This window comes from Rothia similimucilaginosa, from assembly GCF_029850985.2.
In the GTDB taxonomy this organism is placed as follows: Bacteria; Actinomycetota; Actinomycetes; order Actinomycetales; family Micrococcaceae; genus Rothia.
In genome coordinates, this window is the sequence record NZ_CM138149.1 from 1,242,904 (window position 1) to 1,269,561 (window position 26,658).

General features: G+C 58.3%; 22 protein-coding genes, 3 tRNA genes and 1 other RNA gene. 9 read left to right on the top strand and 17 right to left on the bottom strand.

All coding sequences use genetic code 11. From position 1 onward, the window contains the following. Positions 1-187: 187 nt before the first annotated feature. The 9 genes from QFX07_RS05180 to QFX07_RS05220 all read right to left on the bottom strand — a co-directional run bounded on the left by QFX07_RS05180 (position 188) and on the right by QFX07_RS05220 (position 9,348). Positions 188-1,321 carry a tyrosine recombinase XerC gene (locus tag QFX07_RS05180; RefSeq protein ID WP_279740664.1) on the bottom strand — a complete coding sequence of 378 codons (1,134 nt, stop codon included), beginning with the start codon at positions 1,319-1,321 and terminating at the stop codon, positions 188-190. A gap of 237 nt (positions 1,322-1,558) precedes the next feature. Continuing rightward, entirely contained in the window at positions 1,559-3,340 is a 1,782-nt protein-coding gene (dprA, locus tag QFX07_RS05185) for a DNA-processing protein DprA (protein ID WP_279740663.1), read from the bottom strand. A gap of 61 nt (positions 3,341-3,401) precedes the next feature. Continuing rightward, positions 3,402-4,940, bottom strand: coding sequence for a YifB family Mg chelatase-like AAA ATPase (locus QFX07_RS05190; protein ID WP_279740661.1), 1,539 nt, complete (start codon positions 4,938-4,940; stop codon positions 3,402-3,404). Continuing rightward, a complete protein-coding gene (locus QFX07_RS05195) occupies positions 4,940-5,395 on the bottom strand; it encodes a YraN family protein (protein WP_279740659.1) in 456 nt (151 codons plus the stop codon). Before QFX07_RS05195 ends, QFX07_RS05190 begins: the two co-directional genes overlap by 1 nt. A 291-nt stretch (positions 5,396-5,686) precedes the next feature. Next, on the bottom strand, positions 5,687-6,013 hold the full coding sequence (locus QFX07_RS05200) for a DUF2469 domain-containing protein (RefSeq protein ID WP_279740657.1): 327 nt from the start codon (positions 6,011-6,013) through the stop codon (positions 5,687-5,689). A 98-nt stretch (positions 6,014-6,111) separates the two neighbouring features. After that, on the bottom strand, positions 6,112-6,924 hold the full coding sequence (locus QFX07_RS05205) for a ribonuclease HII (RefSeq protein WP_279755053.1): 813 nt from the start codon (positions 6,922-6,924) through the stop codon (positions 6,112-6,114). 15 nt (positions 6,925-6,939) lie between these two features. Continuing rightward, the gene (gene lepB / locus QFX07_RS05210) at positions 6,940-8,052 is read right to left on the bottom strand and encodes a signal peptidase I (RefSeq protein WP_279755054.1); all 1,113 of its coding nucleotides are present in this window, start codon (positions 8,050-8,052) and stop codon (positions 6,940-6,942) included. Between the two features lie 194 nt (positions 8,053-8,246). Then, positions 8,247-8,594, bottom strand: a complete 348-nt coding sequence (gene rplS, locus QFX07_RS05215; RefSeq protein ID WP_049337710.1) for a 50S ribosomal protein L19 — start codon at positions 8,592-8,594, stop codon at positions 8,247-8,249. Between the two features lie 217 nt (positions 8,595-8,811). After that, positions 8,812-9,348: a single-stranded DNA-binding protein gene (locus QFX07_RS05220; protein WP_279755055.1), complete on the bottom strand. Its 537-nt coding sequence runs from the start codon at positions 9,346-9,348 to the stop codon at positions 8,812-8,814. 396 nt (positions 9,349-9,744) lie between these two features. Between QFX07_RS05220 and QFX07_RS05225 the strand changes: the two genes are divergently transcribed. Then, positions 9,745-10,644, top strand: coding sequence for an HNH endonuclease family protein (locus QFX07_RS05225; protein WP_279740648.1), 900 nt, complete (start codon positions 9,745-9,747; stop codon positions 10,642-10,644). Positions 10,645-10,751: 107 nt separating this feature from the next. Here the strand turns inward: QFX07_RS05225 and QFX07_RS05230 are convergent. After that, a tRNA-Arg gene (locus tag QFX07_RS05230) sits at positions 10,752-10,827 on the bottom strand. A 147-nt stretch (positions 10,828-10,974) separates the two neighbouring features. Then, positions 10,975-12,648, bottom strand: coding sequence for a polyprenol phosphomannose-dependent alpha 1,6 mannosyltransferase MptB (gene mptB / locus QFX07_RS05235; protein WP_279755056.1), 1,674 nt, complete (start codon positions 12,646-12,648; stop codon positions 10,975-10,977). A 228-nt stretch (positions 12,649-12,876) separates the two neighbouring features. Here mptB and orn point away from each other — a divergent pair, with 228 nt between their 5' ends. From orn to def, 3 genes are all read left to right on the top strand, one after another. After that, complete coding sequence (gene orn / locus QFX07_RS05240; RefSeq protein ID WP_279740645.1) at positions 12,877-13,554, top strand: oligoribonuclease; 678 nt, start codon at positions 12,877-12,879, stop codon at positions 13,552-13,554. 106 nt (positions 13,555-13,660) lie between these two features. Continuing rightward, positions 13,661-13,733: transfer RNA gene (locus QFX07_RS05245), tRNA-His, on the top strand. A gap of 226 nt (positions 13,734-13,959) precedes the next feature. Beyond that, positions 13,960-14,532, top strand: a complete 573-nt coding sequence (def, locus tag QFX07_RS05250) for a peptide deformylase (protein WP_060823562.1) — start codon at positions 13,960-13,962, stop codon at positions 14,530-14,532. 131 nt (positions 14,533-14,663) lie between these two features. On the opposite strand, the gene rnpB is transcribed toward def, so the two are convergent. Next, positions 14,664-15,069: RNase P RNA component class A (rnpB, locus tag QFX07_RS05255), an RNA gene on the bottom strand. A gap of 113 nt (positions 15,070-15,182) precedes the next feature. On the opposite strand from rnpB, the gene QFX07_RS05260 reads away from it, so the two are divergent. Continuing rightward, positions 15,183-15,974: a YaaA family protein gene (locus tag QFX07_RS05260; protein WP_279740641.1), complete on the top strand. Its 792-nt coding sequence runs from the start codon at positions 15,183-15,185 to the stop codon at positions 15,972-15,974. A gap of 368 nt (positions 15,975-16,342) precedes the next feature. Here the strand turns inward: QFX07_RS05260 and QFX07_RS05265 are convergent, their stop codons facing one another. Continuing rightward, positions 16,343-17,287 carry a Nif3-like dinuclear metal center hexameric protein gene (locus QFX07_RS05265; RefSeq protein WP_279740639.1) on the bottom strand — a complete coding sequence of 315 codons (945 nt, stop codon included), beginning with the start codon at positions 17,285-17,287 and terminating at the stop codon, positions 16,343-16,345. A 133-nt stretch (positions 17,288-17,420) separates the two neighbouring features. Between QFX07_RS05265 and msrA the strand changes: the two genes are divergently transcribed. From msrA to QFX07_RS05285, 4 genes are all read left to right on the top strand, one after another. Continuing rightward, entirely contained in the window at positions 17,421-17,942 is a 522-nt protein-coding gene (msrA, locus tag QFX07_RS05270; protein WP_279740637.1) for a peptide-methionine (S)-S-oxide reductase MsrA, read from the top strand. Between the two features lie 203 nt (positions 17,943-18,145). Next, positions 18,146-18,925: a DUF6318 family protein gene (locus QFX07_RS05275; RefSeq protein WP_279755057.1), complete on the top strand. Its 780-nt coding sequence runs from the start codon at positions 18,146-18,148 to the stop codon at positions 18,923-18,925. Between the two features lie 507 nt (positions 18,926-19,432). After that, a complete protein-coding gene (locus QFX07_RS05280) occupies positions 19,433-19,801 on the top strand; it encodes a DUF6318 family protein (protein WP_458390955.1) in 369 nt (122 codons plus the stop codon). A gap of 296 nt (positions 19,802-20,097) precedes the next feature. Continuing rightward, complete coding sequence (locus QFX07_RS05285; protein ID WP_279740631.1) at positions 20,098-20,943, top strand: DUF6318 family protein; 846 nt, start codon at positions 20,098-20,100, stop codon at positions 20,941-20,943. Positions 20,944-21,316: 373 nt separating this feature from the next. Here the strand turns inward: QFX07_RS05285 and QFX07_RS05290 are convergent. From QFX07_RS05290 to QFX07_RS05305, 4 genes are all read right to left on the bottom strand, one after another. After that, positions 21,317-21,392: transfer RNA gene (locus QFX07_RS05290), tRNA-Glu, on the bottom strand. 232 nt (positions 21,393-21,624) lie between these two features. Continuing rightward, positions 21,625-21,759 (bottom strand): hypothetical protein, encoded by a 135-nt coding sequence (locus QFX07_RS05295; protein WP_279740630.1) that lies wholly within the window; start codon positions 21,757-21,759, stop codon positions 21,625-21,627. After that, positions 21,756-22,778 (bottom strand): YncE family protein, encoded by a 1,023-nt coding sequence (locus QFX07_RS05300; RefSeq protein ID WP_279754579.1) that lies wholly within the window; start codon positions 22,776-22,778, stop codon positions 21,756-21,758. Before QFX07_RS05300 ends, QFX07_RS05295 begins: the two co-directional genes overlap by 4 nt. A 581-nt stretch (positions 22,779-23,359) precedes the next feature. Further along, complete coding sequence (locus QFX07_RS05305; protein WP_279754580.1) at positions 23,360-26,395, bottom strand: DUF5074 domain-containing protein; 3,036 nt, start codon at positions 26,393-26,395, stop codon at positions 23,360-23,362. Positions 26,396-26,658 lie beyond the last annotated feature (263 nt).

Genomic DNA, 26,658 nt, shown 5'->3' on the forward strand with positions numbered 1-26,658 from the left:
GATACCACGGTTAGTCTGTTACCTATGCTACCTTGTTCAGCGGCTTTGAATAAACATCGCTGTGCAGAAAGTTTAGGGTGCACAGGATATCCAGATAGACATTGAACAGTGTATAGCTTAGATTGAATCGTACAACCCGCACGGGCAAGATTCAAATAGAGAGACAGCTAACTTTCGGGTTCCACCCCTATGCTCGCGGATGCGCCCGAGCATACGTCTCCGCCAGACGCTTCATCGACACGTGCGTGTAAATCTGCGTGGTCGCCAACGACGAATGCCCCAATAGCTCCTGCACCGAACGAATATCGGCACCACCATCAACCAGATGAGTCGCCGCCGAATGACGCAAAACGTGCGCACCCGAGGCGGTTGTGTTCTCCACCGTGCGCAGCAAGCGGGTCAGATCCTCACGAATCTGACGGGCATTCGCACGCCCACCCCGAGGGCCAATAAACAGAGCCGTCACGCCCTGAGCGCCCTCCGGAATCCACTGCGGACGACCATACGAAACCCAACGATTCAACGCCTTGAGCGCCGGGGTACCCAACGGCACCACTCGCTCCTTATTGCCCTTACCCAGCACGCGCACCGTCTTATTTGCCCGGTCCACACTTTGCAAATCCAGGCCGGTCAGCTCAGAGATACGCATGCCCGAGGCGTACAGCACCTCAACCACAGCTTCCAGGCGCAGCAGGCGCGCATCACGAGGATCCTGCACCCGGCGCTTCTGCAGAGTAGTCAGTAACTGGTTCATCTGCTCCTGGCTCAGCACCGGCGGCAGGTGATTCTCCCGCTTGGGGGTGCGCATACCGCGCGTGGGATTGGCGTGCACCAGTTCCTCATCCTGAGCCCAGGTGAAGAACGTACGCAGGGTCGAGCCGCGGCGAGCCACCGTAGAACGAGCCGCCTGCCGCAGATGTAGCGAACCCAACCACTCACGAATCAGGGACGCATCAATACTCTCCAGATGCCGCACACCGCGGCGCGCCATATAACCGAAAAAGCCCTCCAAATCCGAAATATAGGAACGAATCGTCTCTTCAGAACGGTGCTTCTCATAACGCAGAAAACGCTCAAAACGGTCCAGGACGGGGCGGAATACTTCGCCAGAAACGCCCAGCGCTGATTCAGGTAAGGCGGAGCCGGACAGGGCTGAATCCAGGCGTTCACCGTGCCTCTGTGGGTTATCTGCGGCGAGGCTGCGGGTATAGGTCACCGGCAGGGTCGCAGAGGGATCATCATCCCGGTTCTCGTCCCGGTATTCTTCCGGGTTCTCGTTCCGGTTTTCAGCCCAGTTTTCGTGCTGGCGGGCGGGGGTCATGCGTCCCTCCTTTCGTGGTTCCGGCTCCTGGGTCTAGCGGCATTGATGCTTCTCGACGTTGTATTTCTATTCCCCACGCATCTGCCGATAGGGCGGCGGGGTAGGCTCCGCACCAGTACGCGCAGGCCTACCCCAATTGTAGAGAGGTTCAGTCTCCTCTACATGCCGCCCTGTCATGACCGGCTCTCACAACCCGCTACTGCCTCAGGTGTTCAGTAGGGGTGTTCAGGGGCTCTTCTACGCTGCAACAGCCGGGCGGACCTTTCTCCAGCTTGTTCCGCTACTCTCCGCTAGGCCGCAGCGCTCCAGGTGGAACAGATCAGCCATCACGTCGCGAGCACTCAACCCAAGGGCTGCGGCAATCTCGTCCACGCCACGGTAGGAGCGCGGGCTCAAGTCATCCCAGACCCTGCCCTGCCGTTCGGTCAGCTCATCCAGCGTGCTAGAGGAGGCAGCCTGATCCCACTCGCTCTCGTGCTCGGTGCCCAGCTCGAAACCCGCGGCGGCATCGTATTCGAGAATGTCGGCGGCCTCGGTAAGTGTTTGCGCTAGTCCATCACGTAGCAGACGGTTCGTGCCCACCGAATTCGGCGAGTTAATCTGGCCCGGAACCGCCCAGAGAGTACGCCCAATCTCCATTGCGTGACGAGCCGTATTCAGCGCACCGGAACGCCAACGTGCCTCCACCACAATGGTATGCCGCGCTAACGCCGCAATCAGCCGGTTACGCTCCAGAAAACGCCACCGCGTGGGGGTATTACCCACGCTCACCTCGCTCATGATGAGCCCTCGGTCAATAATCATGTTCAGCGCATCCGAGTTCTGCGCCGGGTACAGCCGGTCCAACCCACCCGCCATGAAAGCGATGGTCGGCAGGTCGCTACCCTGCTGGGTCAGCGCCGCCCGATGCGCCGCAATATCAATGCCCATCGCACCGCCAGAAATCACCGTGTACCCGTGGCGCGCCAGCTCAGCGGCGAGGTGGGTCGTCGCCTCCGTACCGTAGATGCTCGGGTCACGCGAACCGACCAGCGCCACGCTCGGGGTAGAGGCCAAATCCAGCAGGTGCCGCGAATCGCCTCGGCACCACAGCCCGTATGGTCGAGCAGGCCCCAAATCGTTCAGCTGCGGCGGCCACAGCGGATCAGCAGGAGTGACCAGCCACGCCCCGCAGGTTGCCGCCATATGCGCCTCCGCGTTCAGGGTGCGTTCCATGCGGCGGTTCCAGCGCAGGCGGCGGGTCGCGAGCAACTTGCCGAACTTATCGCGGCTCATCTGATGCTCACCCGGCGTGTAGTAGCCATTCGCGCTGGAGAACAGGGCGGACTCCCCTGCCACAGGCGCACCCACCGAGTGCAGAAATTCGCTGAGCTGTTCGTCCGGTTCGCCGTTCTCCCAGGTGTACTCATCCGGGATATGCCCGGTCAACAGGTAGTGCAGGGTCAGCGGCGCACCCAGGCTGGCGAGGGATTCGACCACGAGCTCATCGGCGGGCTCCGCGTAGCGCATCAGTTGAGCGGTGCAGCAGCGGATGTACTCACGGCACGCCGCCTCAAGCTCCGGCGCGCTGAGGGCGGGATTGAACAGGGGCTCAGGAGTGAACAGATGTACAGGATCAGAGCCGCTGGAGGCTGTGCCCACCGCAGGTTCGGGGCGCTCGCTCTGTAGCCCCTCACCCTGTAGCTCCTCTCCCGGCTGTTCCTCCCGGCTCAGTTTCTGCTGATTCATCTCTTCCAGATACACCGGGTTCAGGCAGGAGGCGAGGAATCCCGGCAACCGCGCCCCGTTGTATGGGCTCGGCGAAGGTTCCTGCCCCAGCGACAGGATATGAGCCGCCCTCTCACGCACCAGGGCGTGCACATCCAGAGTGCGACCGGGCAGGCGGATCTGCAGTACCTCCTGTACAAAATCCTCAGCCGCGCTCTCTTCTGGCGCTTGCTCTTCCAGTGCTGTTTCTCTCAGCCCATAATCTTTCAATTCGGTATCTTCAACTCGTTTTCTCAGTTTCTTCTCACTCATGACGTTCTTCTCCTCTCGTGGGTGATTCCTTCTATAAACCAGCACGCTATGTCAGCTGTCCCTATTTCAGCTGCCCCTGCTGCCGCAGGAAAAGCGCCACATCCAGATGCTCCCGGCTCGGGTAGGCGGCACCTTCCAAATCAGCGAGGGTCCAGGCGATACGCAACACCCGGTCATAGCCGCGAGCCGTCAGCGTTCCGCGATCCACGGCGGCGTTCAGCTCGCCGGTGAGCTTCGCATCCAGACGCAGCGGACCTCGCAAAATTTTGCCGTTCATCTCCGCATTCGTTTTCAACCCGTACGGTTCCAGGCGCTCCCGCTGAGCCTGCCTCGCCGCCATAACGCGCTCGCGAATCTGCGCCGAGCTCTCATTCACCTGACCGCCCGCAAGCTCCGTGGACGACACCTTCGGAACCGTCACATTCACGTCAATACGGTCCACCAGCGGGCCGGACAGCCGCCCAAAATAGGCGCGACGCTCACGCGGAGCACACGTGCACTCCGTACCGGTACCCACGTTCATGCCACAGGGGCACGGGTTCGCCGCCAGAATCAGCTGAAAACGCGCCGGATACGTCGCCGATGCACTCGAACGGTCCAGAGTCACGGTCCCCGACTCCAGGGGTTGACGGAGCGAATCGAGCACCGTGCGTTTAAACTCCGGCGCCTCATCGAGAAAGAGCACGCCGCGGTGCGCTTTAGACACGCAGCCCGGGCGGGGAATGCCGCTGCCGCCACCCAAAATCGCCGGCGCGGAGGCGCTATGATGCGGCGCCTCAAACGGCGGCTGACGCACCAGCTCACTCAGGTGCTCCCCCGCCGAGCAGAGGGAACGAATCGCGGTCACCTCCATCGCGGCATCGTTGTCGAGGGTCGGCAGGATGCTCGGCAGGCGCTCCGCCAGCATGGTTTTACCCGAACCAGGCGGTCCGGTCAGCAGCATATGGTGACCACCCGCAGCGGCAATTTCCAGGGCGAAACGGCCCTGTGACTGACCGGCGACATCGCTCATATCCGAGGGAATTTCAGCCGGTTTCGCTACCGGTACGCTCGCCTCAGTCTGCGGGGCGGGCGGGTAGGTCAGCTTCTGACTCTCCGCGCCGAGAGCGGCAAAAACCTCTGCCAAGCAGCGGAAACCGCTCACCTGCGCGCCGGGGATGAGCGCCGCCTCCTCAGCATTTTCGGCGGGCACAATCACGCGGTGGTGTCCGGCATCCACGGCAGCTTTGACTGCCGGCAGGATGCCCGGCACAGGGCGTAGCGTTCCGTCCAGTCCCAGCTCACCCAGAAAAACGCTATCGCCGCTGGGGTGAAGTTTCTTCTCCGCCTGTAGCGCCGCAACCACAATGGCTAGATCAAACGCAGAGCCGCGCTTGGGTAGGGTCGCCGGGGTCAGGTTCACGGTGAGCCGGTGCTGAGTGAGGGTGATGCCGGTATTCTTCGCGGCGGAGCGTACACGCTCTTTCGACTCGTTAAGGGCGGTATCGGGCAGGCCCAGCAGCACGAAGCCGGGCAGGCCCTGTGAAATATCAGCCTCGACGTCAACAATGTGCCCACGCAAGCCCACGAGCGCCACGGAATAGGTGCGTGCGAATCCCATTACGCCACCGCCTTCAGATGCTCGAAGGTGAAGGTTTCGCAGGATCCAGTCACCGCAATTGCGTCAATGCGAAAGCGCGGAAAATCCAGGTTCTCGCGCAGCCTGCACCAAAGAATCGCCAGCGAGCGCGTGCGGCGCGCCTTATCGCGGTCAATAGACGCGAACGGGTGCCCAAAATCTTCGCTGCTGCGGGTCTTGACCTCAATAAAAACCAGTTCGTCCTCGGGGTCAATGGCGATCAGGTCGAGCTCACCGCGGATTTGTTCGTATTCCAGTCCGGCAGGCGGGCGCCAATTCCTCTCCAGAATCCGGTAGCCATTCGTCTCCAGGATGCGGGCGGTCAGTTCCTCGCCCCATCTACCGACGCTGTGGGCGCGGGGTGGGGTTCGGTGGATTCGGAGTCTGTTGGGTGCGTTTTGGGTTGTGGCGTGGGCTGTTATTCGGGCTGTTGTCATGGGTCTCTCCCGGTAGATAGCGGTAGTGCTTCTACTGTGCCCGCCGCGCGCGTGCCCGAACGTGGTTAACGAAAAACTGTGGATAACCTCAGTTCTCAGAAGGAATTAGAGGTTATCCACAGCTATTTATTTGAAATTTTGGGGCATATTTTTCAAAAACGCCGCTCGGGTGCCAATTCGCCGCGTCATATTCGCGTAGTTTCATCGCGCGGTTTCATCACCTAAGTTCTGCCGCCCAGCAGCTCGGCACTGGTGCGCTTACCTCCGGCAAGGCGGTGAATCAGGCCTGAGCTAGGCGTTAAAGTCCGGCATTTCCGGCACGGTGAACTCCTGGTTGGGCAGGCGCTCCTCCACGTTCACATCACGTACCGAGTAGGCGTGCACCTTCTTCACAAAGCGGTTGGAGCGGAATACATCCCACACCCACACGTCGCTCATGCTCACCTCAAAGTAGAGGGTGCCGCCCTGCACATGCGGGGTGACGTCCACCTGGTTTGCCAGGTAGAAGCGTCGGTCGGTTTCTACCGCGTAGCTAAAGAGCGACATGACGTCTTTGTATTCGCGGTAGAGCGCCATTTGGGCGTCGGTCTCGTAGTTTTCGAGGTCTTCTGCGCTCATTACTCTTCCTTTCCTGGGCTTTCTTAGTACTGATTCAGCGGTGGCACGTTAGGCTTTCGCCAGCTTCCGAGGCGCGGTCTTCAGGAACGCCACGCGCCCTAGCCGCGCTGTGTCGCGGCGGCCTTAATCTGCTCGGCGGTCGCCGGAAGCGACCATGACAGTCGATGCTGCGGGCTGGGGCCCTGCACGCTAATCGCCTCGCGGTGAGCGGCGGATCCGTAGCCCTTGTTGTTTGCCCAGCCGTACCCCGGGTAGCAGGCATCCAGCTGGACCATCAGCTCGTCACGTTCCACCTTCGCAACCACCGATGCGGCGGCAATGGAGGCGCATTTGTAGTCGCCCTTAATGACCATGGTCACCGGCATCTGCGCGGGCTCACCTGCGCCCTCCCATGCCTGGGCGAGCAGTGCGTTATAGTGTGCCTGCGCCGGGTCCGGTGCCAGCGCACTGAACAGGTCCTCCTGCGGAGGGGTAAACCAGTCGTGCTTACCATCCAGCAGGGCGGCGTCGGCACGGTATCCGCGGCGCGCCAGCTCAGCGAGCGCACACTGAGCGGCAAGTCTCAGCGAGAGGGTCATGCCGAGCCGGTCAATATCTGCCGGTTCCACGTGGCCGACTGCCACGGCGCACCACTGGCGGATTTCGGGAACCATGGATTCGCGGCGTGCCGGTGAGAGTGCTTTGGAGTCGATTAGCCCGCCCACTTCGAGGGTGGCGTCCGGGGTGAGGATTGCGACGCCCACGGTGACCGGGCCCGCCATGGAGCCGCGGCCCACCTCGTCGATTCCGGCAACCGTGCGGGTGCCGGAGGCGAAGAGCTGCTGCTCGTATTCGAGGTCGGCGGCAGGCGGTGTTGTCTTCGCAGGCTTAGATTGAGCGGGTTTCCTTGCGCTCTTCTGAGCGCTCACCATCATTCCCAAGCTCGCTTACTCGCTCGGGGTGGAGGTCGGCTCGGGAATCGAGGAGAACACTGAGCTCTGATCCTGTAGCAGACCGAAGTGGTTCAGCGGCCACGCCACCACGAACACGTTACCCTGCACGTCGTCCTTGGAGATGAACGCGGTGCCGTCGCTAATGTGGTAGCGGGAGTCGGCGGAGTTGCTGCGGTGGTCACCCATCACGAAGTACTTGCCGGCGGGCACGGTCACCTTGAAGGGGATCTCCGAGGGCTGGTTGCCGGGGTACAGGTACGGTTCGGTAATTTCTACACCATTGACCTTGACCTTGCCGTTTCCGTCGCTTTCGACCACGTCACCGGGGGTACCAATAACACGCTTGACTAGGTAGTTCGATGAGGTATCCGGCAGAATACCCATGAAGGACAGGCCGTCCTTGAGCGGGTTGCTGGATTTTTGGGTGGAGGGAATCCAACCCTGAGAGTCCTTGAAGACAATGACGTCGCCGCGCTTGGGATTGCTAAAGTAGGAGCCCGCCACGTTAATGAACACGCGGTCGTTCACCTGCAGGGTCTGCTCCATGGAGCCGGAGGGAATGTAGAAGCCACGCAGCAGGAAGGTCTTGACCAGGAATGCGATGACCAGCGCGTAGAGGATGACAGTGCCGCCCTCGCGTGCCTGTACCCAGAGCCATTCGCCGAGTCGGCCTTCTTCCTGCGCCTGGGAGTAGGTCAGCTCTGCTTGTTCGGCGCGCTTTGCCTTGCGGCGTTCCTTGGGGGTCATTTCGGAGAAGTCCTTGGTAGTTTCCACATCTGCGGTAGTCTCCTCATCGGCGGTTTCTTCACGCTCGGTATTCTTCACTGCGGCGTTCTTCTTCGCTTCCTTCACGGAGGAAGAAGTCACGGCGGCGCTTGCCTCGGCGCTAGCTACCAGCTCACGAGTGCTCTCGGTATTACATTCGGTCGCCCCGGTAGCGTCCGCATTCTCTGCGGCGCTCTGCTCAGTAGCTGCATTCTCAGCTGTGGCCTTCTCAGCGGCGAGACGTGTGAAGTATTCTTCCATTTCTCGGCGCTCGCGGCGGCTTTGAGGCTGGTATCCCTCAGGGAAGGGGCTGGTGTTCGCAGTGTTCTTGTCGTCTGCCATGCTGGAGTGAGCCTTTCGTTTGAGAGATACCTAGCTCGGGTGAAACGGTACCTAGCTATTGTATCGAGAGTGCTTGTGCTCTTGGGCTTTTATTTTCTGAGAGCGGCAAGGTTCTCAGAATATGCAAAAACCGCTCCTTGCCCGCGGAATGCGGTTGGGGAGCGGTTTGCAACAGAATTCTGTATCTATAAAGATTAGAACTCGCGCTTCTCGCGGATACGAGCAGCCTTACCGTGGCGGTCGCGCATGTAGTACAGCTTTGCACGACGGACGTCACCGCGGGTCACAACCTCAATCTTCTCGATGGAGGGAGAGTGAACGGGGAAGGTACGCTCAACACCAACGCCGAAGGAAACCTTGCGGACGGTGAAGGTCTCGCGAACGCCTGCACCCTGGCGGCCAACGACGAAGCCCTTGAAGACCTGGATACGGTGGTTCTTACCTTCAACGATTTTAACGTGAACGTTCAGGGTGTCACCGGGGCCGAATGCGGGGATGTCGTCACGGAGGGACTTCTTGTCGAGGAAGTCAAGAGTCTGCATAGTTGTAGATCTCCAGAGCCATCTGCCGCAGGTCAAATAGACTCAGATTGCTCTGCCCCACTGCGGGACAGAAAACTTTATGCTTCGGACAGGATTGGTGCCCGAAGGTTGACATCGTTGGTCGCTCTTCCCCCTGCGGCAGGGGCGTGCCCGATGTCAACACAATGCTCCATTATCCCAATGCACCCGCGTTTATGCAAGCATCCGGGGAACACTTTTAGAAGGGGGGTTCGTCACTCTGCACTCCCCCACCCTCGGATGCGCCGTTCTGCACAGGAGCATACTGTTGCGTGTACTGAGGCGCCTCCTGCAATGGTGCACCCGAGTGCGGCGTACCCTGCTGCGTCGTGTCCTGCTGAGGTACCCCCTGCATGGAACCCTCGTTGACCGTGCGCTTCTCCACGGTGCGGGCGAAGGTGCTCGTACCGTAGTTCAGGTCGTGACCGATACCGAGGGCATCCACTTCTACCGTGGTGCCCTGCGTGCCGTCTTCACGGTTCCAGCGGCTAATACGCTGGCGGCCACTCACGACCAGTGGTTGCCCTTTCTCAATGGAGGTGGCTATGTTCTGGGCGAGGCGGCGGTAGGCTTTCACGGTGTACCAGTTGGTGGTGCCTTCTTTCCAGGTGCCGGTAGCGTCTTGCCAACGCGGGGTGCTGGCGAGGCGAAAGTTCACGACGGGCACCCCATTGGGCAGGGTGCTCAGTGTCGGGTCGGAAGCGGTGAATCCACGGATCAGGATGGTGTCGCTCATGGTTTCTCCTTAGAAACTAGTGGGTGGGTTCCTCCACCCTGCCAGCATTGACCCGACTCTGCACCTGGCGGTTACCGCTTCTGTGGATAACCTCACGTTTTACGGTTTTGGGTACCGCCTGTGGATAGAGTTTTTGAATTTTTCACCCCGTTTTTCAAAATCTACCCGCAGGCAGTGCACTCCCCACAGAAATATGACGACTACTCCCCATCCGGCATCACGCCCGCGGCCCCCAAAGCTACTTCCACAAAACCCCACCCCATCCGGCATCATGATAGGCATTTCAGCGTCGGGGCGGCTATTTTTTGCCCTCACGTTAACTATTTCTATCCCACGCGCTCTATCCTTGATGATGCGGTGCACTCAGCCGCATCCCGATCTACCCCCGGAGTTTCCGTGAGCAAAAAGCCCATCAACAGCAACGACCTGCCCACACTACAGGATCTTCAGCGGATTCAACGCAACCTGCCCAAGCTGCCCGACTCGATGGACCCGCAGAAAAAGCGTCTCATTTACGGTCTGCTCGCTGTGTTTGCCGTTATCTTGCTGATTATTGGCCTAGTCTACGTGAGTAAGAACGGTGTGGACGGCATGCTCGGTTCGGAGGCGACGACCTCCGCCACCGATGAGGGAGAAACCACCGTTGCCACAGAAACCCTCGCCGAGGTCAAGAACCCGTACAAGGCGGTTGATCTCGCGACCGCGCTCGCACCGGATCTGGCGACCGCGAAGAGCGAGCTGGTATCCCTGCAGGTGAAGGAACGCGCGTCGAAGGCTGGCTACTCTCGTGAACAGTTCGGCCCCGCTTGGGATGACGTTGACGGTAACAAGTGCAACACTCGCGACGACATTCTGCGCCGCGATCTGACCAACCTTCGTTTCAAGGTCAGGACCCACGCATGCACCGTAATTAGCGGCACTCTGAATGACCCGTACACCGGCAAGACCATTGAGTTCAAGCGCGGCAAGAAGACCTCCGCAGCCGTGCAGATTGATCATGTGGTGGCTCTTTCGAACGCGTGGCAGACCGGTGCGCAGGATCTGACCGCAGAGCAGCGCCGCCAACTGGCGAACGACCCAGAAAACCTGCTCGCTGCAGACGGCCCGGCAAACCAGCAGAAGTCCGATGCAGACGCCTCCGATTGGCTGCCGAGCAACACCGCCTACCGCTGCACCTACGTGGCACGCCAGGTGCACGTGAAGGCGAAGTACAAACTGTGGGTCACCGCGGAGGAAAAGAAGGTTATGGAGCGCGTCCTTAACTCCTGCAAGGGCACCAACCCAACCAAGAAGTAATCCCAGCCAAGAAATAGCCTCCCGGCACCTCGCGGCACACCAACGCAAAAACTATAAAGAAAACCGCCCCGCACCCTGAGTTTAGGGTGCGGGGCGGTTTCTGCATGTGGCGCCCCAGGAGGGAATCGAACCCCCGACCAAGAGATTAGAAGGCTCCTGCTCTATCCTCTGAGCTACTGAGGCCTTCCTCTAGGGTACATGAGAATTTATGCTTCTCCTGCACCGCGCCTCTCACGCGGGGGCCGGTCCACTGGGCAGCGCATCCGGCTGGCCCGACATCCGGTAAGCACGACCGGGATTTACACCGGGAGTTCGCGCTGGGAATTCACGCTAGGAGCCTATCTTGGCGGCTTCCCGTTCTGCCTTTTTCACCTCGCGGCGGCGGGTACGACGGCTTGATGCGCCGGGGAACAGCTGCCACCACAGGCGGATGGCGGTGCGGCGAATCTGCGTGGGGTGCAGGCTCACGTACACCAGGCGGCGGGTTGCCGGGTCGAGGGCCACCAGGTAGATGATGTAGCCCAGGCAGATGACGGTCGCGATGAGTCGGCCCATGTCCTGGTTGAAGTCACGCAGGTAGGGCGATACGTTCAGCTGGTCGCTCACACCGTACGCCATGAAGAACAGCGTGGTGATGAAGTACCACATGAGCTGGAAGTGCGAGCGCAGACCGGTTGCGGCGAGCATCGGGATTGCCCAGAGCAGGTACCAGGGCTGAATCATGGGGCTGCACAGGAGCATGAACAGGATTGCGAGGCCGGCATGGCGGACGATGTTGCGGTCGCGTCCAACGAATGCCATTGCCATAGCGCCGAGCATGCCGATGCCCTTGCCGACGGTCTCGATGAGCTTGCGTATGACCTCGAAGGCGTCGCCCTGAACGAACAGGGAGGCGGCGCCGATGACCAGGCCGAAGGGGGTGTACCAGATGTACTGGCCGCCGGTGGTAGACAGTGCCCTAATCCAGCCGAATTCCAGTCCGGTTACCCAGCCCATGAGCGTCATTTCAGCAAGCAGTAGCACGCCGGAGAGGGCCCAGAAGATGAACTTGCGCGGCCAGGAGGCGTTCTTACCCGCCCAGAGCAGACCCACGAAGGGCAGCACCACGAGGGCAAGCGGCTTGACAGCAACGCCGAGGGCTACGAAGGTCACGCCGAGTGGGCCGCCCCACCAGGTGTCGCGGTAGCGCTTGGCGTAGTAGAGGCCGCCGAGCATGAACATGGTCATGAGTGAGTCGTTGTGGCCGCTGGCGATGAACGATGCGATGAACAGCGGGTTCGGGCCGATCTGCCAGAGGGCGCGGACCTGATTGAAGCCGTGTGCCTTAGCGAGTTTTGCCACGTAGAAGAGGATGCCGATGACCGCGAACACGGAAAGCAGGCGGAAGTAGAAGAGGGAGAGGTCGATGTTCTCCCCCGCCAGGTGCACAATCCACTCTTCGAGCTTGAGTGAGACCGGTCCGTACGGGGGTGGAGATTCCGCCCACATGGGGTCCGCACCGTTCTGCATGAAGTTCGAGATCTCGGAGACACCGTGCTTGTACGGGTTGAGGCCGTGCGCCATGACCATGCCCTGCCCGTAGTAGGAGAACATGTCGCGGCTGTAGATGGTGAAGGCGAAGACCTGCGGCAGAGACCAGCTGGTGATGACGGCAATCATCCAACGCATGGTGTTGGGTTCGTTCCAGTCACCCATTTTCTGGTAGATGCGCAGCCATTCACGGCACATGATCATGGCGCCGAGGGCGAGCATAATAATACCGGTAATGACCCATGCGGCTTCGAATCGGATGGCGCGGATAATGTCGTAGCGCCAGAAGTTAGAGCTGTCGGCGAGCCAACCGACGGCGTAGGAGCCGAGGGTGACCATGATGGAGCCGATAGTGCCGATAATCAGCGTACGCAGACGATGATTATTGACGTAGTCCAAGAGTTTGGGTGAGAGAGGTGCGTCGTGTGCGCTGGGGGTGGTGAGCCAGTGTGCTAGCTCCTTTAGTGCGCGCATAACTCCCTTTCTGTCTGCATCGTCCTTCTGGCTTTTATCATACCGGAGCCCTTGGATGCACTTGTGAGAATCACTGTTATGAAGAAGCTTGTGAACATACCTCAGGGGCACGCAGAGTGGCGCAGTTCTCCCTCGATGCTGCCGTTTGTGCATCCTCTTGCGCCCTCTTGCACCCTTTTGTGATGTGCTATCCACCGGGTCGGCGGTGTTTGGGGGTAGAGTGGGAGGGTGAGTATTTCTAGTGAACGTATTGTATGGATTGACTGTGAGATGACCGGCTTGGACGTGGAGAATGATGCTCTCGTCGAGGTGGGCGTTCTGGTCACGGATGCCGATTTGAACATTCTGGGTTCCGGTGTTGAGTTCGTCATTAAGCCCGGTGACGAGTCTCCTGCCGGCGCGCTGGAGAGCATGAATGACTTTGTGCGTTCGATGCATGAGGCCTCGGGTCTACTGCCCGATATTGAGCACGGTGTGTCAATGGATTACGCGCAGGAGCAGGTGCTTCGCTACATCAAGAAGTATGTTCCGGTGGCGGGCAAGGCGCAGCTGGGCGGCAACTCGGTGGGCATGGATAAGCGTTTCCTGGAGCGTTACATGCCCGAGGTCATGGCGCACCTGCACTACCGTGTAATTGATGTGTCGACCATTAAGGAGCTGGCGTCGCGCTGGTACCCGGCGGCTCGTCACAGCGCCCCGGCGAAGACCGGTAACCATCGCGCACTGGGTGATATCAAGGACTCGATTGATGAGTTGAAGTATTACCGCCGCACTATTTTTGTGCCGCAGGGCCCGGATGCGATTGCTTCGGCGCAGATTGCGCGTGAGGTGGAGACTGAGCGAGCCACACGTGAGGCGGCTGAGTGCGAGGCTGAGGCGTCCGTTTCTGAGGCATCCAAGGCGTAAGCACGGACTGTAACAAGCATCACGGCTTTTTGATTTGGCAGGTTTCTGAATCTCCTGTACAGTAGTATCCGTTGCGTATCGCAAGGGAAACCAAGCGAAGCACATGGTGGTCGTAGCTCAGTTGGCAGAGCGCCTGGTTGTGGTCCAGGAGGTCGCGGGTTCAACCCCCGTCGATCACCCCGATGGAAAGGGTCGTTATGGTTATCCGTAACGGCCCTTTCGTTTACCCTCGATTCGGTTTGCCCGCACACGGTGTACCGGAACAGAGCTTTTACACCCGCACTTTAAACTAGCGAGCGGGAACAGGGCGCACCACATCTTCACGAGGTAATTCTTCACGAGGTAGGCGCATCCGTTAAGTTCCCACCCAACAGTTCCCGTTCAACACAAGCAAAGGATGATTCCGTGGCTATTCGCCCCATCGTTATTCACGGCAACCCCGTTCTGCACCGCCCAGCGGCACCCGTCACCGAGTTTAATGATGAGCTCAAGGAGCTCGTGGCTGACATGTACGAGACTATGGACGCATCCAACGGTGTGGGTCTAGCGGCACCGCAGATTGGTGTGGGCCTGCGCATCTTCACCTACAAGATGGAGAATGAGGACGGCGTTCCCCCGCGCGGCTGCATCATCAACCCGGTATTGACCTTGGGCAAGATTTCTACCGCTGACCCGGACCCCTACGAGGAGGAAGAGGGTTGCCTGTCCTTCCCCGGTTACGGCTTCCCCCTCAAGCGTGCCGAGTGGGTGACCGTGAACGGTCTTGACGAGCACGGCAACCCCGTCCAGTTTGAGGCAACCGGGTGGTTTGCACGCTGCATGCAGCATGAAACCGATCACCTGGACGGCAAGCTGTACGTGAACCGCCTGAACAAGAAGTGGACCGGCAAGATGAAGAAGGTCGTGAAGAAGGAAGGCTGGACCGTCGACGGTAACTCCTGGATGCCCGGCGTAGACCCGGATCCGTTCGGTCACTAATCACGAGCACTTCTGGAGGTCAGAGACCTTTCGAGAAGTTTTAAACGAAGACCGCGAATGCGCTTGAGCGTGCATTCGCGGTCTTCGTTTTCGATCAGTCGATGATGTTTTTCATCAGTCAACAGCAACGTGAAACGGGTCATCCTATGAGCCGGGTTCTGTCTAAAACGCCGCCCGAAGGGGCATTTCGAGGCAATCATCTATCTAGGACGTACGTTGCCGTACGTCTCAAGCAGCCTACCCGAATACGCACCCCACCTCCATGAAGGAAGCTAACGGGGATCGGGCGCACTACCCTACCATGGCGTATTCTGTTTGACCTTGCTCCGAATGGGGTTTACCTAGCCGGGCACGTCACCGCGCCCGCTGGTGGTCTCTTACACCACCCTTTCACCCTTACCGCGGCGAACCGCGGCGGTTTACTTTCTGTGGCACTAGCCTGCGGGTTACCCCGAGTGGATGTTATCCACCATCCTGTGCTGTGGAGCCCGGACTTTCCTCGAAACACGTATGCCTCGCGATTGCCCGGACGGCCCGTTTCACCCAACCCATTATACGCACAACCTTGGAGGTGGCTTGTCCCGGACTCCCTCACGGGTACACAGGGGCGTGTTGGGGGCACACCGGCGTCTCGCGGGTACACTGGAGAGATGCTGATTCTTCTTCCCCCCTCCGAAGGTAAAACCTCCGCCCCCACTGGTAACGCGCCCGTATGCTTTGCTGACCTCTCGTTCCCTGAGCTTACGGCTGAGCGTGAGAGCGTTCTGGAGGAGCTGGCGCAGGTAAGCGCCGGCGTAGACGCTCTGGCGGAGCTCAAGGTGGGTTCCTCTCTCAAAGCAGAGGTGGAACGCAATACGCGCCTGCTGACCGAACCAGCACAGCCCGCGATCCGCACCTACACTGGCGTGCTCTTTGAAGCACTGGATTATGCAAGCTTCTCCCCCGCCGAACGCGATGCCGCGCACTGGTCGCTACTAATTTCTTCGGCGCTGTGGGGTATTCTGCGCCCCGAGGACGCGATCCCCGCCTACCGCCTGTCGATGGGCGTAAAGCTGGGTTCGGTGGGTGCGCTTGCCTCCTTCTGGAAGGGCGCGTTAGGTACCGCTCTGGAGGCGACCGCGAAGGACCAGCTGATTCTGGATTGCCGTTCTGCAGCCTACGCGAAGTCGTGGGTGACTTCCCCGTCACAGACTCTGGCGGTTCGTGTGGAGCGTGTGGCGGCTGATGGGTCGCGTAAGGTCGTCTCGCATATGGCGAAGCATTACCGTGGCCTGTTTGCGCGCTACCTGATTCAGTCGGGTTTGGCGGCTCGTCCTATTGGTGGTTCCACAGCGGGTATTGCCGAATTTTTGGAGGCGGTCAGCGAGGACTGGTCGGTGGAGTGCACTCTGCCGACGGCGCGTAAGGCGGGTGTTTTGACTCTGTTGGTGCATGAGCAGTAGGTTGCCCAATTATTTGTTTTCGCCTATTTTTTACATCATATTGAAGATTTTTTAACTATTTTCTAGGGGCTTAAGCCTGTATCGCCCCCCTGTAAAACCACTTTCCCACATTTGCGGCGCTTTCGATGCTCAGCACATGGTCAGTCATGGTGAGCTGGTCACTCTGATCGGCGCATTCCAGGCTCGCGCTACGTAAGGTCGTTTAGACCGCTCGCGTTCGCAGGGTGCCCCCCCCAAAAAAGTAATGCCCTGCCTTTACGTTCTTTTGAGAATCCTTGATGAAAGATTCCTGTCGGACGCGTACAGGCCGGGCTTTACTGTGTCTATTTCTTGGCTCTTGGCAGCTCTTCAGCCGCTACTTTGAGCGTTTACTGTTCAGTCAGGCTGGTCCATGTGACAGCGGGTTCGGTGCTTGCCGAGTGCGCCTCCTGACCGGTTGCCACGCCAGTGGAGACGGTGAAGTCCCACGGGTCGGTGTTCAGCGTGGACAGCTTCGTTTCGATGGTGAAGCCGCGCTCAGCGAGCAGGGCGCGCAGGCGGTTTGCCGCCGACTGCAACCACAGGGATTCGCTGGCTGCGTGGGAACAATCAATCAGAGCGATGTTGCTGCCGTCAACTCGTGCAGTTTCACGGAATTCACTGGCGGGGTGGTGGCGCAGGTCGGCGGTGATGTACACCTGCGCGTCGGTGGCGCGCACGGCGCCGAAGAGAGAGTCACCGGCACCGCCGCAGAGGGCGACGCGGCGGATTGGCTGGTCGGCGCGTCCGGCGATGCGCAGGCCACCGGCGGTTGCGGGCAGCACCGCAGCGAGGCGTTCTGCCAGTTCCTTGAGGGTGATTTCTTCGGGTAGGGTGCCGAGGCGACCGGTGCCTACCGTGTGTTCCTGTTCGTCGAGTACCTGGGTTTGTGCTTCGGTAAGCGGTTCACAATCAATCAGGCCGATAGCCTCACAGAGTGCTTCATTCACGCCTTCAACGGCGGCATCTGCGTTGGTGTGCGCGCCAAGCAGGCCGCATCCGCCCTCGATGAGGGTGTGCAGAATGTTGCCCTTGTAGTCGCTGTCGGGGATGAACTTTGCGCCGCGCAGCAGCAGCGGGTGGTGGGTGATGAGTAGCTGCGCGCCTTCAGCTACGGCTTCTTCGGCGGTGGCGGTGAGGGCGTCTACTGCGAAGAGAACAGTGCTCACTTTAGCAGCGCCACGTCCGGCGACGAGGCCGGATGCGTCCCATCCGGCAGCGAGCTGCGGCGGGAAGAGCGTGTGGAAGGCGTCGATGACTTCTGCAAGGGTGGGGGTTTCTAGTTTTTCAGTCATACCTCTATTGTGGCAGGTGGCGGTTTACGCCGAAGCATGCGTCTGCTTAGGAATATTCTGTGGCTCTGCGGTGTTCTTTAGGTAGTGTGGATTTCTAAATGTTAGTTCGAGGCTCACTATTTGAGGAGGAATCATGACTGATGTTGTGCTTGCTGGCGGCTGTTTCTGGTGCCTGGATGCGGTGTACCGCCAGTTCTGCGGGGTTGAGGTGAGCGTCTGCGGCTACACGGGCGGCGATACTCCCGACCCTAATTATCGTTCGGTGTGTTCGGGCACGACCGGGCATCAGGAGGCGGTAAAGCTCAGTTTTGACCCGCAGGTGATTGACCTGGATACGGTGTTGGATATTTTCTTCACGAGTCACGATCCGACGAGCTGGGATCGTCAGGGCGCGGATACCGGTTCGCAGTACCGTTCAGTGCTTTTCTACGCGGATGAGCAGCAGCGTGAGGCGTTTGAGCGTGCGGTGGCGCGTGCTCAGCAACTGTACCCCTCCCCCATTGTTACGGAGATTAAGCCCCTGGGCGTGTTCTATGAGGCTGAGGAGTATCACCAGAATTATTACGCGTTGAATCCGGCGCAAGGTTATTGTGCGTTTGTGGTGAGCCCGAAGGTGGCTCAGGCACGCCGTAATTTTGCGCATCTGCTCCGTTAGCCGGTGCTTCCGGATCAGTCGAGGTGTATTCCGTTGTTCACCCTGTAGCTGTCTTTTATTGTGTGGCAGCTACGGGGTGTCTTCGTATGCGCCCGGCTATTTGTTGTTCATCTGCGTTTTGGGGTTGTTATAAGGTACGCCGGGTATGATGGGGGTGTCAACTCACTCAATTTCCTTTGTTGACTTCCTATGAAAGGCTGATCATGACGAGCCCTTCCCTCACTTCTGCTGGTATGTCCCGCCGCGTGGCACTGGGTGCGACCGGTGCCGGCGTGCTGGCTGCCTTGACTGCGTGCGCTAGAGATATCCGCCCGCTGGCTGAAGGTTCGGCATCTAGCTCCGCTTCCGCGAGTGCTTCCGGAAACGCTTCGGCTACTGCTTCCGCATCTGCTTCTTCGGACAAGTCCTATAAGGGCTTTGTGAAGTTCGATAACTTCGAGAAGAACGAGGAATACGTTCCCGCCACTGCCGAAAAGAAGGCGCAGAACGTGCCCAAGCCTCTCGTTCCGGCAAACATGAACGAAGATAACGTTGATGGCATGTATGCGTTCATTGGCTACTGGCTGGCGAGCTTTAACTATGCGTTGATGACCGGCGATACTGAGCCGATGAAGAAGGCTGACCCTGCAGATGTGTATGCGAAGAGTCTGCAGGAACTTACGCTCATGTACGAGAGCGATCTGGGCTGGATCTACGGTACGGATACCCCGGTTACTCTTGAGCTCATTAGTGGTTCTCCACAGAAGGCGTCCGGTAAGGGTACCCGTCGTTACACCTGGCCGGCATACATGAACTACAGCGCCGATGCGAAGATTCATCGTGAGGATACGTCTGACCAGCCCTTTATGACCGCTTCTAGCCCGAATGGCAAGCTAATGAAGGTTGCCGTGGAGTACAAGGACGGTAAGTGGATTATGCTCACCGGCGACGAAGATTCTCCTTCGTCGGCTTCCGGTTCTTCCTCTAGCTCTTCTGCTGTCTAAGACTCTCATCCTACTGAGTTAAGACATAACAGCTTGAGGTAGGCTTCTCCCCCGCCTGCGGTAATGCACCGTGGGCGGGGTTTCTTTGTGCCGAATCTCTGCCGTAACTCTGCGGAGTCTCAGGGAACACCCAGGGGAAAACCCTACGGATATTCGGGGTAGGAGGAGCGGCGCTTGGGTGCGCTTAACGTATATACATTGACGTACTGATAAGTCTTTACAGGGCGTTTACGTCTGCTCTGGTGCACGGCGTCGTTATTTGTTCTGTATTGGATCCAACGAAGAGCTTCTGATGACTATCTTCTTCACTCGACGTACTCTTCTGGAGTTGGTGCGACCGGTATTCATGCGGCTCTGACTGCGTGCGCAAGCAATATTCGCCCGCTGGATGATCCGAGCGTAGTTGACCCGCTGCTCCCCCACAAGGGCGAATTGAAGTTCAATAGCTACAAGTCCACCGGAACGTACCGCCCCGCAAGCTCCACGAAGAAAGTAGAAAACCCGCCCATGCCCGCCCCTCCCGATGGCATGGAGCGTAAGACGAGGTCAGGTATGTACCTTGCTATAGGCTACTGGGTCGCATCCCTGAATTATATGGTGATCACCGGTGACGCTAAACCGCTCAAGGTCGTGAACCTGGACACCATCTACGTGCAGAAAATGGAAGCATACGTAGAGTTATACGCAAAGGATGAGGAGTGGATATACGGCACCGAGACGCCACTCATAGCTGATCTGTCCGAGGAGACCCCACAGAAGGTTGACGAACAACAGTACCGCTGGCTGGGTGTTGGCCGTTACAGCAAGGAAGCAAAAATCCACTATACAGATAGTGGGGAACTCACCATGGCCTCATTGAGTAGCAGCCCCCGGTGATTTTATGAATTTTTCTTTATCTTGAAGTATCAGGATGGTGCCTGGACGGTTAGAAATGAACCAGCCAAACTTACAACATGCTCACCCACTTCAAGCGTGAGCAGATCCGGCGCCTCCGTTTAGGACCTCGGTCATATCGCAGTCGTATGAGAAGCCTTGGGCCCCGTGTTTTTCGTCATCTACCGCCACTTTTACCGCGATGGAGGCACACACAACATTGGGCTGACCGCTCCCCTGCGATACCCTGGAATTAGTTCATTTCCGCCACATACTTTATTCACCTCAGAAAGAGCCCCATGTCTACCATGTACACTCGCCGCACCGCCCTGACCGCTCTAGGTCTGGGCACCGCAGCGCTTCTTGCCGCATGCTCCTCGAAGTCCTCCGAATCTTCGGCGACCACGAGCGCATCCGCTACCGAGTCTTCGACCGCGAGCGCTACCGCATCCGTCTCTCCCACTGCGGAGGTAACCACCACCGTTGAGGCTGGTCCCAGCATGAAGGGTGAGGTCGTTCTTGCTGACTACTCCTCCACCGGCACTTTTGAGCCCGGCACCAAGGAACACAAGGCTGTCAACGTTGCGATTCCGGTAGAGCCGGCGAAGCTGCGTGAGAACAGTGTTGAGGGTCTACACGCGTTCATTGCGTACTGGCAGGCTACCCTGAACTACCTGCTGCTGACCGGTGACGGTGCACGCTTCACGAACATTGACCATACCGGCGACTACTCAACCGTGGCTGAGTTCTTCCAGAGCATGTACGCTTCGGAGAGCGGCTGGGTTATCGGTTCGGAGCGTCCGGTGATTCTGTCGTTGACTACTGACCGCCCGACTAAGGACACCCGCACCGGCTACTACTCTTGGGCAACTGAGATGGTGATTGATAGTGCTGAGGGGGCTGGTGTGTACAGCAAGACCAATGATCGTGTACAGCCGCTGACCGAGGTGTTCAAGTACCCGGGTAAGCCGGTAACTGGCCAGATTGTGGCGCACTACCAGGACGGCACTTGGCGTATGGTGCGTCGTGCTCCGGGTACTGCTTCTGCTTCACCGGTTCCGTCACTGAGCCCGAGCGCTTCTGCTGAGGCTGCTGCGCCTGCGGAGGCGACTGCTGCAGGTTCTGCTGAGGCGTCGGCACAGTAGGTTCTGGATCCTCTATACCGCCGAGAAGCCGCATGTGTTTGAAACACATGCGGCTTCTCGCTTTTATTCTTTTGAGAGGTCACGGCGGCACCATAGATTCTAAGAGATATTCCCGCTGATACAGACATAAATAAAAAGCCTTGACTCCGAAGAATCAAGGCTTTTTCCTAGTGGTGACCCCAACCGGTTTGTAACGGTGACGGAGGGGCATGATGCCGAGCGCGCGAGGGATTCCATCATGCCCCGCAGTGCCGCGACGTAAGGAGCGGCGCCGTGAGAGGTCACGGCGGCACCATAGATTCTAAGAGATATTCCCGCTGATACAGACATAAATAAAAAGCCTTGACTCCGAAGAATCAAGGCTTTTTCCTAGTGGTGACCCCAACCGGATTTGAACCGGTGTTGCCGCCGTGAGAGGGCGGAGTACTAGGCCGCTATACGATGGGGCCGTGAGATTTAAATCTCTTTTACCAGGCCTCCCTGGCAACACATATAACTTTACAGAGGTTCTCGAAAACAACCAAATCGAAGAGCAGTGAATTGAGTCACATATTTTACATTGGGTGCAAAACCCACCGCATGGGCCCTTTTCCAGCTATGCCAGGTGCTCCCCCGACATCTGTCCAGCACCTCCACCGCACTTACCTCCGCACCCGCGGTCGGGTAATGTCGACGGCACCCTCAGCGAAGTTCAGGGGAGGGGTCAATCAGCACTGCGGTAGCCTGATTCGGGTAGCCCTGGAAAGGAATCTTAGCGGGGTTAATGGTCGTGGTGGAGGTGAACTCACCCTTGGAAACCTCAGCGTAGAACTTCACGATGGAGTACGGTCGGTTTTCGCATCAAAGATAGCAATCTTGCCAGTACCGAAGTCAGTCACGTACACCAGGTCGCGTGCCTCATCGTTCTCCATAGACAGCGCCTGGGTGCCGAACTTGACGAACTTCTTAAACTCACCGGTGCTCAGGTCATAGAAGGAGATACCGGAGTTCACGCCGTCCACCCCCTGGGAAGAGACGTAAATTTCGTTCTCGGAGTGGTCAATAGTGACATCAGAGGGGCGAACCTCAACAGTGGAATCCTCGGCGCGGGTCCGGATAACCTGCTCGGTCTTAAACGTATGGGTGTTAATGACGAAGACCTTGCCGCCGGTGCGCTCAGGCACGTACAGCTTGTCACCATCAACGGTCATGTTCATACCAACGTAGCGGGTGCCACCATTGGGCGCGCCTTCGAGCTGCAGCTTGGTGACCTCGTAGGTCTTCATATCGATAGCGGACACGTAGTAGCGACCGGTGACGAACACCTTGCCGGAGTTGTGATCCACGAGCACGGAGCGGGGGTGCTCAATCCAGTTAGGGTCACTCTCGGCAATGCCGTGGTTAGTCCAAATCAACTCCATGGTGTTCTGATCGAACACAGACAGGGAGTTGTCGGTGGTATTAGTAACCCACACGGTGCCGATCACGTCATCAACAGTGATGCCGTACGCAGAAATGTAGCCAAATTCGCCGTTCTTATCCAGCTCGAAAGGAACCACTGCCACTTCTTCAATCTGAAGAGTGTCTGCATTGACACGAGCAATCGTGGAGGCGAGGTCATCGCGTGCACCCACGCCGACCATCCAGATCTTGTTGATCTCCTTAGAGTAGGCAACCTGGTACTGACCGGGCAGACCCTGGGTAATCTGGGCAATGGATGCGGATGTGTCAACAACGCGGCTCAGCGCTGCGGTAGAAGGATACGATGCGCTGATCTGGTGTGCGGTGTTCGGTGCTGCGAAGGAGCCGACGGCGAGCCCTTTCAATGCTTTAACCGAGGAGGGAGTGAGGTTCAATGTGTATCCTTCAAATATATAACGGAAGTGCTCACATGCCACAGGCGAATGCTAACAAGACACCCGTGAATATGCGGTGACATATTCGACGGCATGAAAAGCAGAAGTGTAGTAACACATAAATTTACTTACCTTCTCATCCTCAGTGTTCTACTCGTAAAATAATAAGCAACGACGTGGGCATGTTTTGTGTTTTTATAAATGACCCCCAAATTCGCCTTCAGCATCATTCGAAGGTTGATTCGTTTCCAGGGTTTTCCTTGACCTTGCGGGCGAAAACCCTGGAAACTAGGGGTATTGTGATGCTCTCATATTTACATATTAATTTAAAATTTTAGGTGAGGCGCGCCAGCAACATTCACCATGAGCCGCACATTTTCGACATTCAAAACCTATATTTTTATAGTCATGTGCATATATATAAATATGCTTTCAAACCACCCATCCAGCATTAGCCCAAGCAGATACACAAAAGGCGGGTACCCCCTCCCCCAGATTCAAAGAATCCAAAAGAGAAAATACCCGCCTTCTCACGCGTTACATCGAATCGAGCATTTAAGCCCGAAAGCTAAACGCCACGCTTATGCCTTGCGACGGCGCATCACCAGAGCAGCACCCGCGATCAGAGCCACCGAAGCGAAAGCAACCAGCGGCAGCACAGCGTTAGCACCGGTGTTCGCCAAAGCACCACGCGAAGAGCCAGCCTGCGAGGAACCAGCATCGCTCTTAGCGACCGAGGAACCGCCATTCTTCACCGCCGAACCGGACTTATCAGCCTTCACAGCATCCGGAACAGGCTTGGAGTCCGAGTTGGAATCAGACTTGGAGTCCTGTGCACCGGTCTTAGCGTCAGGCTTAGAATCAGACTGAGATGCCTGATCCTTGGAGGTCTGATCCTTAGCCTCTGCGGTGTTCTCGGACTTAGCGTCAGACTTCTTATCCTCAACCTTCGGATCAGCTGGCTTCGGCTCCTCAGCCTTCACACCGGTCACCGTCGGGTAACCCGCAAACTGAAGCGAAGTCGGGGTGATACCCACAGGAGCTGCGCTCGCGTCGGTGTCCTTCACGCCAACCTTGAACTTCAGAATCGAGTTAGACTTCAGCTGCTGAACCGATGCAGGAACGTCGTTACCCTGGCGGTCCTTGGTGGGCAGGGTGGTGTACTCGCTGGCGGTGGTGATTTCGCCGGTGGTGCCGTTGAGCACGTAGGGCAGGGTCACCTTCTCGTCGCGGTCCTTCTTATCGAGGACGAGCACGGAGCCGTCCTTGAGCAGGGTCACGTCGTTCGCGGCTGCGCCGTTCATCTCGACCTCGCCGATGACCTCGTCAGCGCGACCGTCGAAGACAGCTACCTTACCGGTGCCAAAGTCAGCCACGTACACCAGGTCGCGATCCTCGTCATGCTCCAGGGCGAGCGCCTGGGTGCCGAACTTGACGAACTTCTTGAACTCGCCGGTGGTCAGGTCGTACACGGAGATACCGGAGTTGACACCCTTCACGCCCTGGGAAGAGACGTAGATTTCGCCCAGGGAGTAGTCCACAGCAACGTCGGAGGGGCGAACCTCAACGGTGGAGTCCTCACCCTGAGTCTGGATGGTCTTCTCAACCTTGAAGGTCTTAGTGTCCACGACGAAGAGCTTGCCACCGGTGCGCTCGGGAACGTACAGCTTGCCGCCGCCCAGGAACATGTTCATGCTCACGTAGCGGGTGCCACCGTCGGGTGCGCCTTCGAGCTGAATCTTCTCAACCTGCTTGGTCTTCAGGTCGATAGCGGAGACGAAGAAGCGGCCGGTCACGAACGCCTTGCCGGACTCGTGGTCAACCAGAACGGAGCGGGGGTGCTCGATCCAGTTCGGGTCGTCTTTCTTCACACCCTCGTTGGTCCAGATGGGCTTGAGGGTCTGCTGGTCGTACACTGCCACGGAGTTGTCGATGGTGTTGGTAACCCAGACGGTGCCGTCCACGTCATCAACGGTCACGCCGTACGCGGAGGTGTAACCGTACTGACCCTTATCGTTCTTCTTCACGGGCAGCTCGGCGAATGCCTCAGTCTTCAGGGTATCTGCATCCACGCGTGCCAGGGAGGAAGCGAGGCCGCCGCGCGCACCCACGGTGGGTACGAACAGCTTGTGGTTCTTCTTGGAGTAGCCAACCTGGAACTGGCCGGGCAGGCCCTGAATGATGTTCGCAACGCTACCGTTTGCATCCACGGTGCGGTGTGCCTCGGTGGAGGGGGTGGTAGAGTCGGTTGCCTTGGTCTTCGTGGCGGTTGCCGGGTAGCCCTGGAACTCGCGGGTTTCGGGGGTGACCTGCTTGACCTGAGAGTTGTCGCCTGCGGTTGCGGTGACCTTGAACTTCAGGATGGAGTTCGCCTGAATGTCGGTGGTCTTTGCGGGTACGTCATTGCCCTGGCGGTCCTTGCCGGGCTTGCTGGTAACCTGGCTGGAGGTGCTGACGGTGCCGGTGGTGCCGTCGAGGACGTAGGGCACGGTTGCGGTTGCGCCAGCCTGCTTGTCCACAGCGACAACGGAACCGTTGGGCAGTACGACCAGGTCGTTTGCCTTGCCGCCGTTCATTGCGACCTCGGCGATCAGCTTGTCTGCTGCGCCGCCGTCAATCACACCGACCTTGCCGGTGCCGAAGTCAGAGACGTACACCAGGTCGTTCGCCTCGTCGTTGTCCAGTGCGAGTGCCTGGGTGCCGAAGGGGATGAACTTCTTGAACTCGTGGGTGGTCGCATCGTACACGGATACACCGGAGTTCTCGCCCTTCACGCCTTGCGAAGAGACGTAAATTTCGTTCTGCGAGTGGTCAATAGCCACGTCGGAGGGGCGAACATCGCCGTCCTTATCGCCCTTCACAGAGATGGTCTTCTCGACCTTGAAGGTCTTGGTGTTGATGACGAAAATCTTGCCGCCGGTACGCTCGGGAACATACAGCTTACCGCCGTCCACCAGAATGTTCATGCTGATGTAGCGGGTACCGCCATCGGGTGCGCCCTCAAGCTGAATCTTCTCGACCTTCTTAGTCTTCAGATCGATAGCCGAGACAAAGAAGCGACCGGTCACGAAAGCCTTACCCGACTCGTGATCGACACGCACCTCGCGGGGGTGCTCGATCCAGTTCGGGTCGTCCTTGCTCAGACCCGCATTGGTCCACAGCTGCTTCATGGTCGCCTGATCGTATACGGCAACGGAGTTATCGCGGGTGCTGGTCACCCACACGGTACCTTCCTCGTCATCGACGGTGATACCGTACGCACCCTCGTAGGAGTAGCCCGAGTCCCCCTTGATAATGGGCAGCTCGGCAACTGCCTCAATCTTCAGGGAGTTTGCGTCAATGCGAGCGATAGTGGAAACGTGCTCGTCGCGGTCTGCAGTGCCAGCAACCCAAATCTTGTTTGTCTTCTTGGAGTATGCGACCTGGAACTGACCGGGCAGGCCCTGGGTGATCTTTGCCATCGCCTTGTCGGTGATGGTGCGAGCGTCGCTGCTCTGGCTTGCTGCCCGGGTGGATTCTGCCGCGAACGATGCGGGGATGGTGGCAACGCCGGAAATTGCCAGTGCCAGCGATCCAACGGCGAGGCCCTTGAATGCCTTGCTTGATGCGAGCTTCATATGTATGTCCTTTTTTTCGTGGGTGTGTGTAAAGGTGCGTCTCTCCGCCACCGACAGGTGGTGAGGTGCCGTGATTTTCCTACTCTTTGCTATGGGTTTCGTGGGCCCACGAGGAAGGAAACTAGTCTTCACACAGTATTAAGTAAGGCAAACTTTAACTTACCTTCTAGGTAATACTTACTTAGCGCACAGGATTTTGCAAGATTTTAGGCATATATAACGCAAAATTTCATATGCCAGGCACAGCCTGTCACTAAAACTCC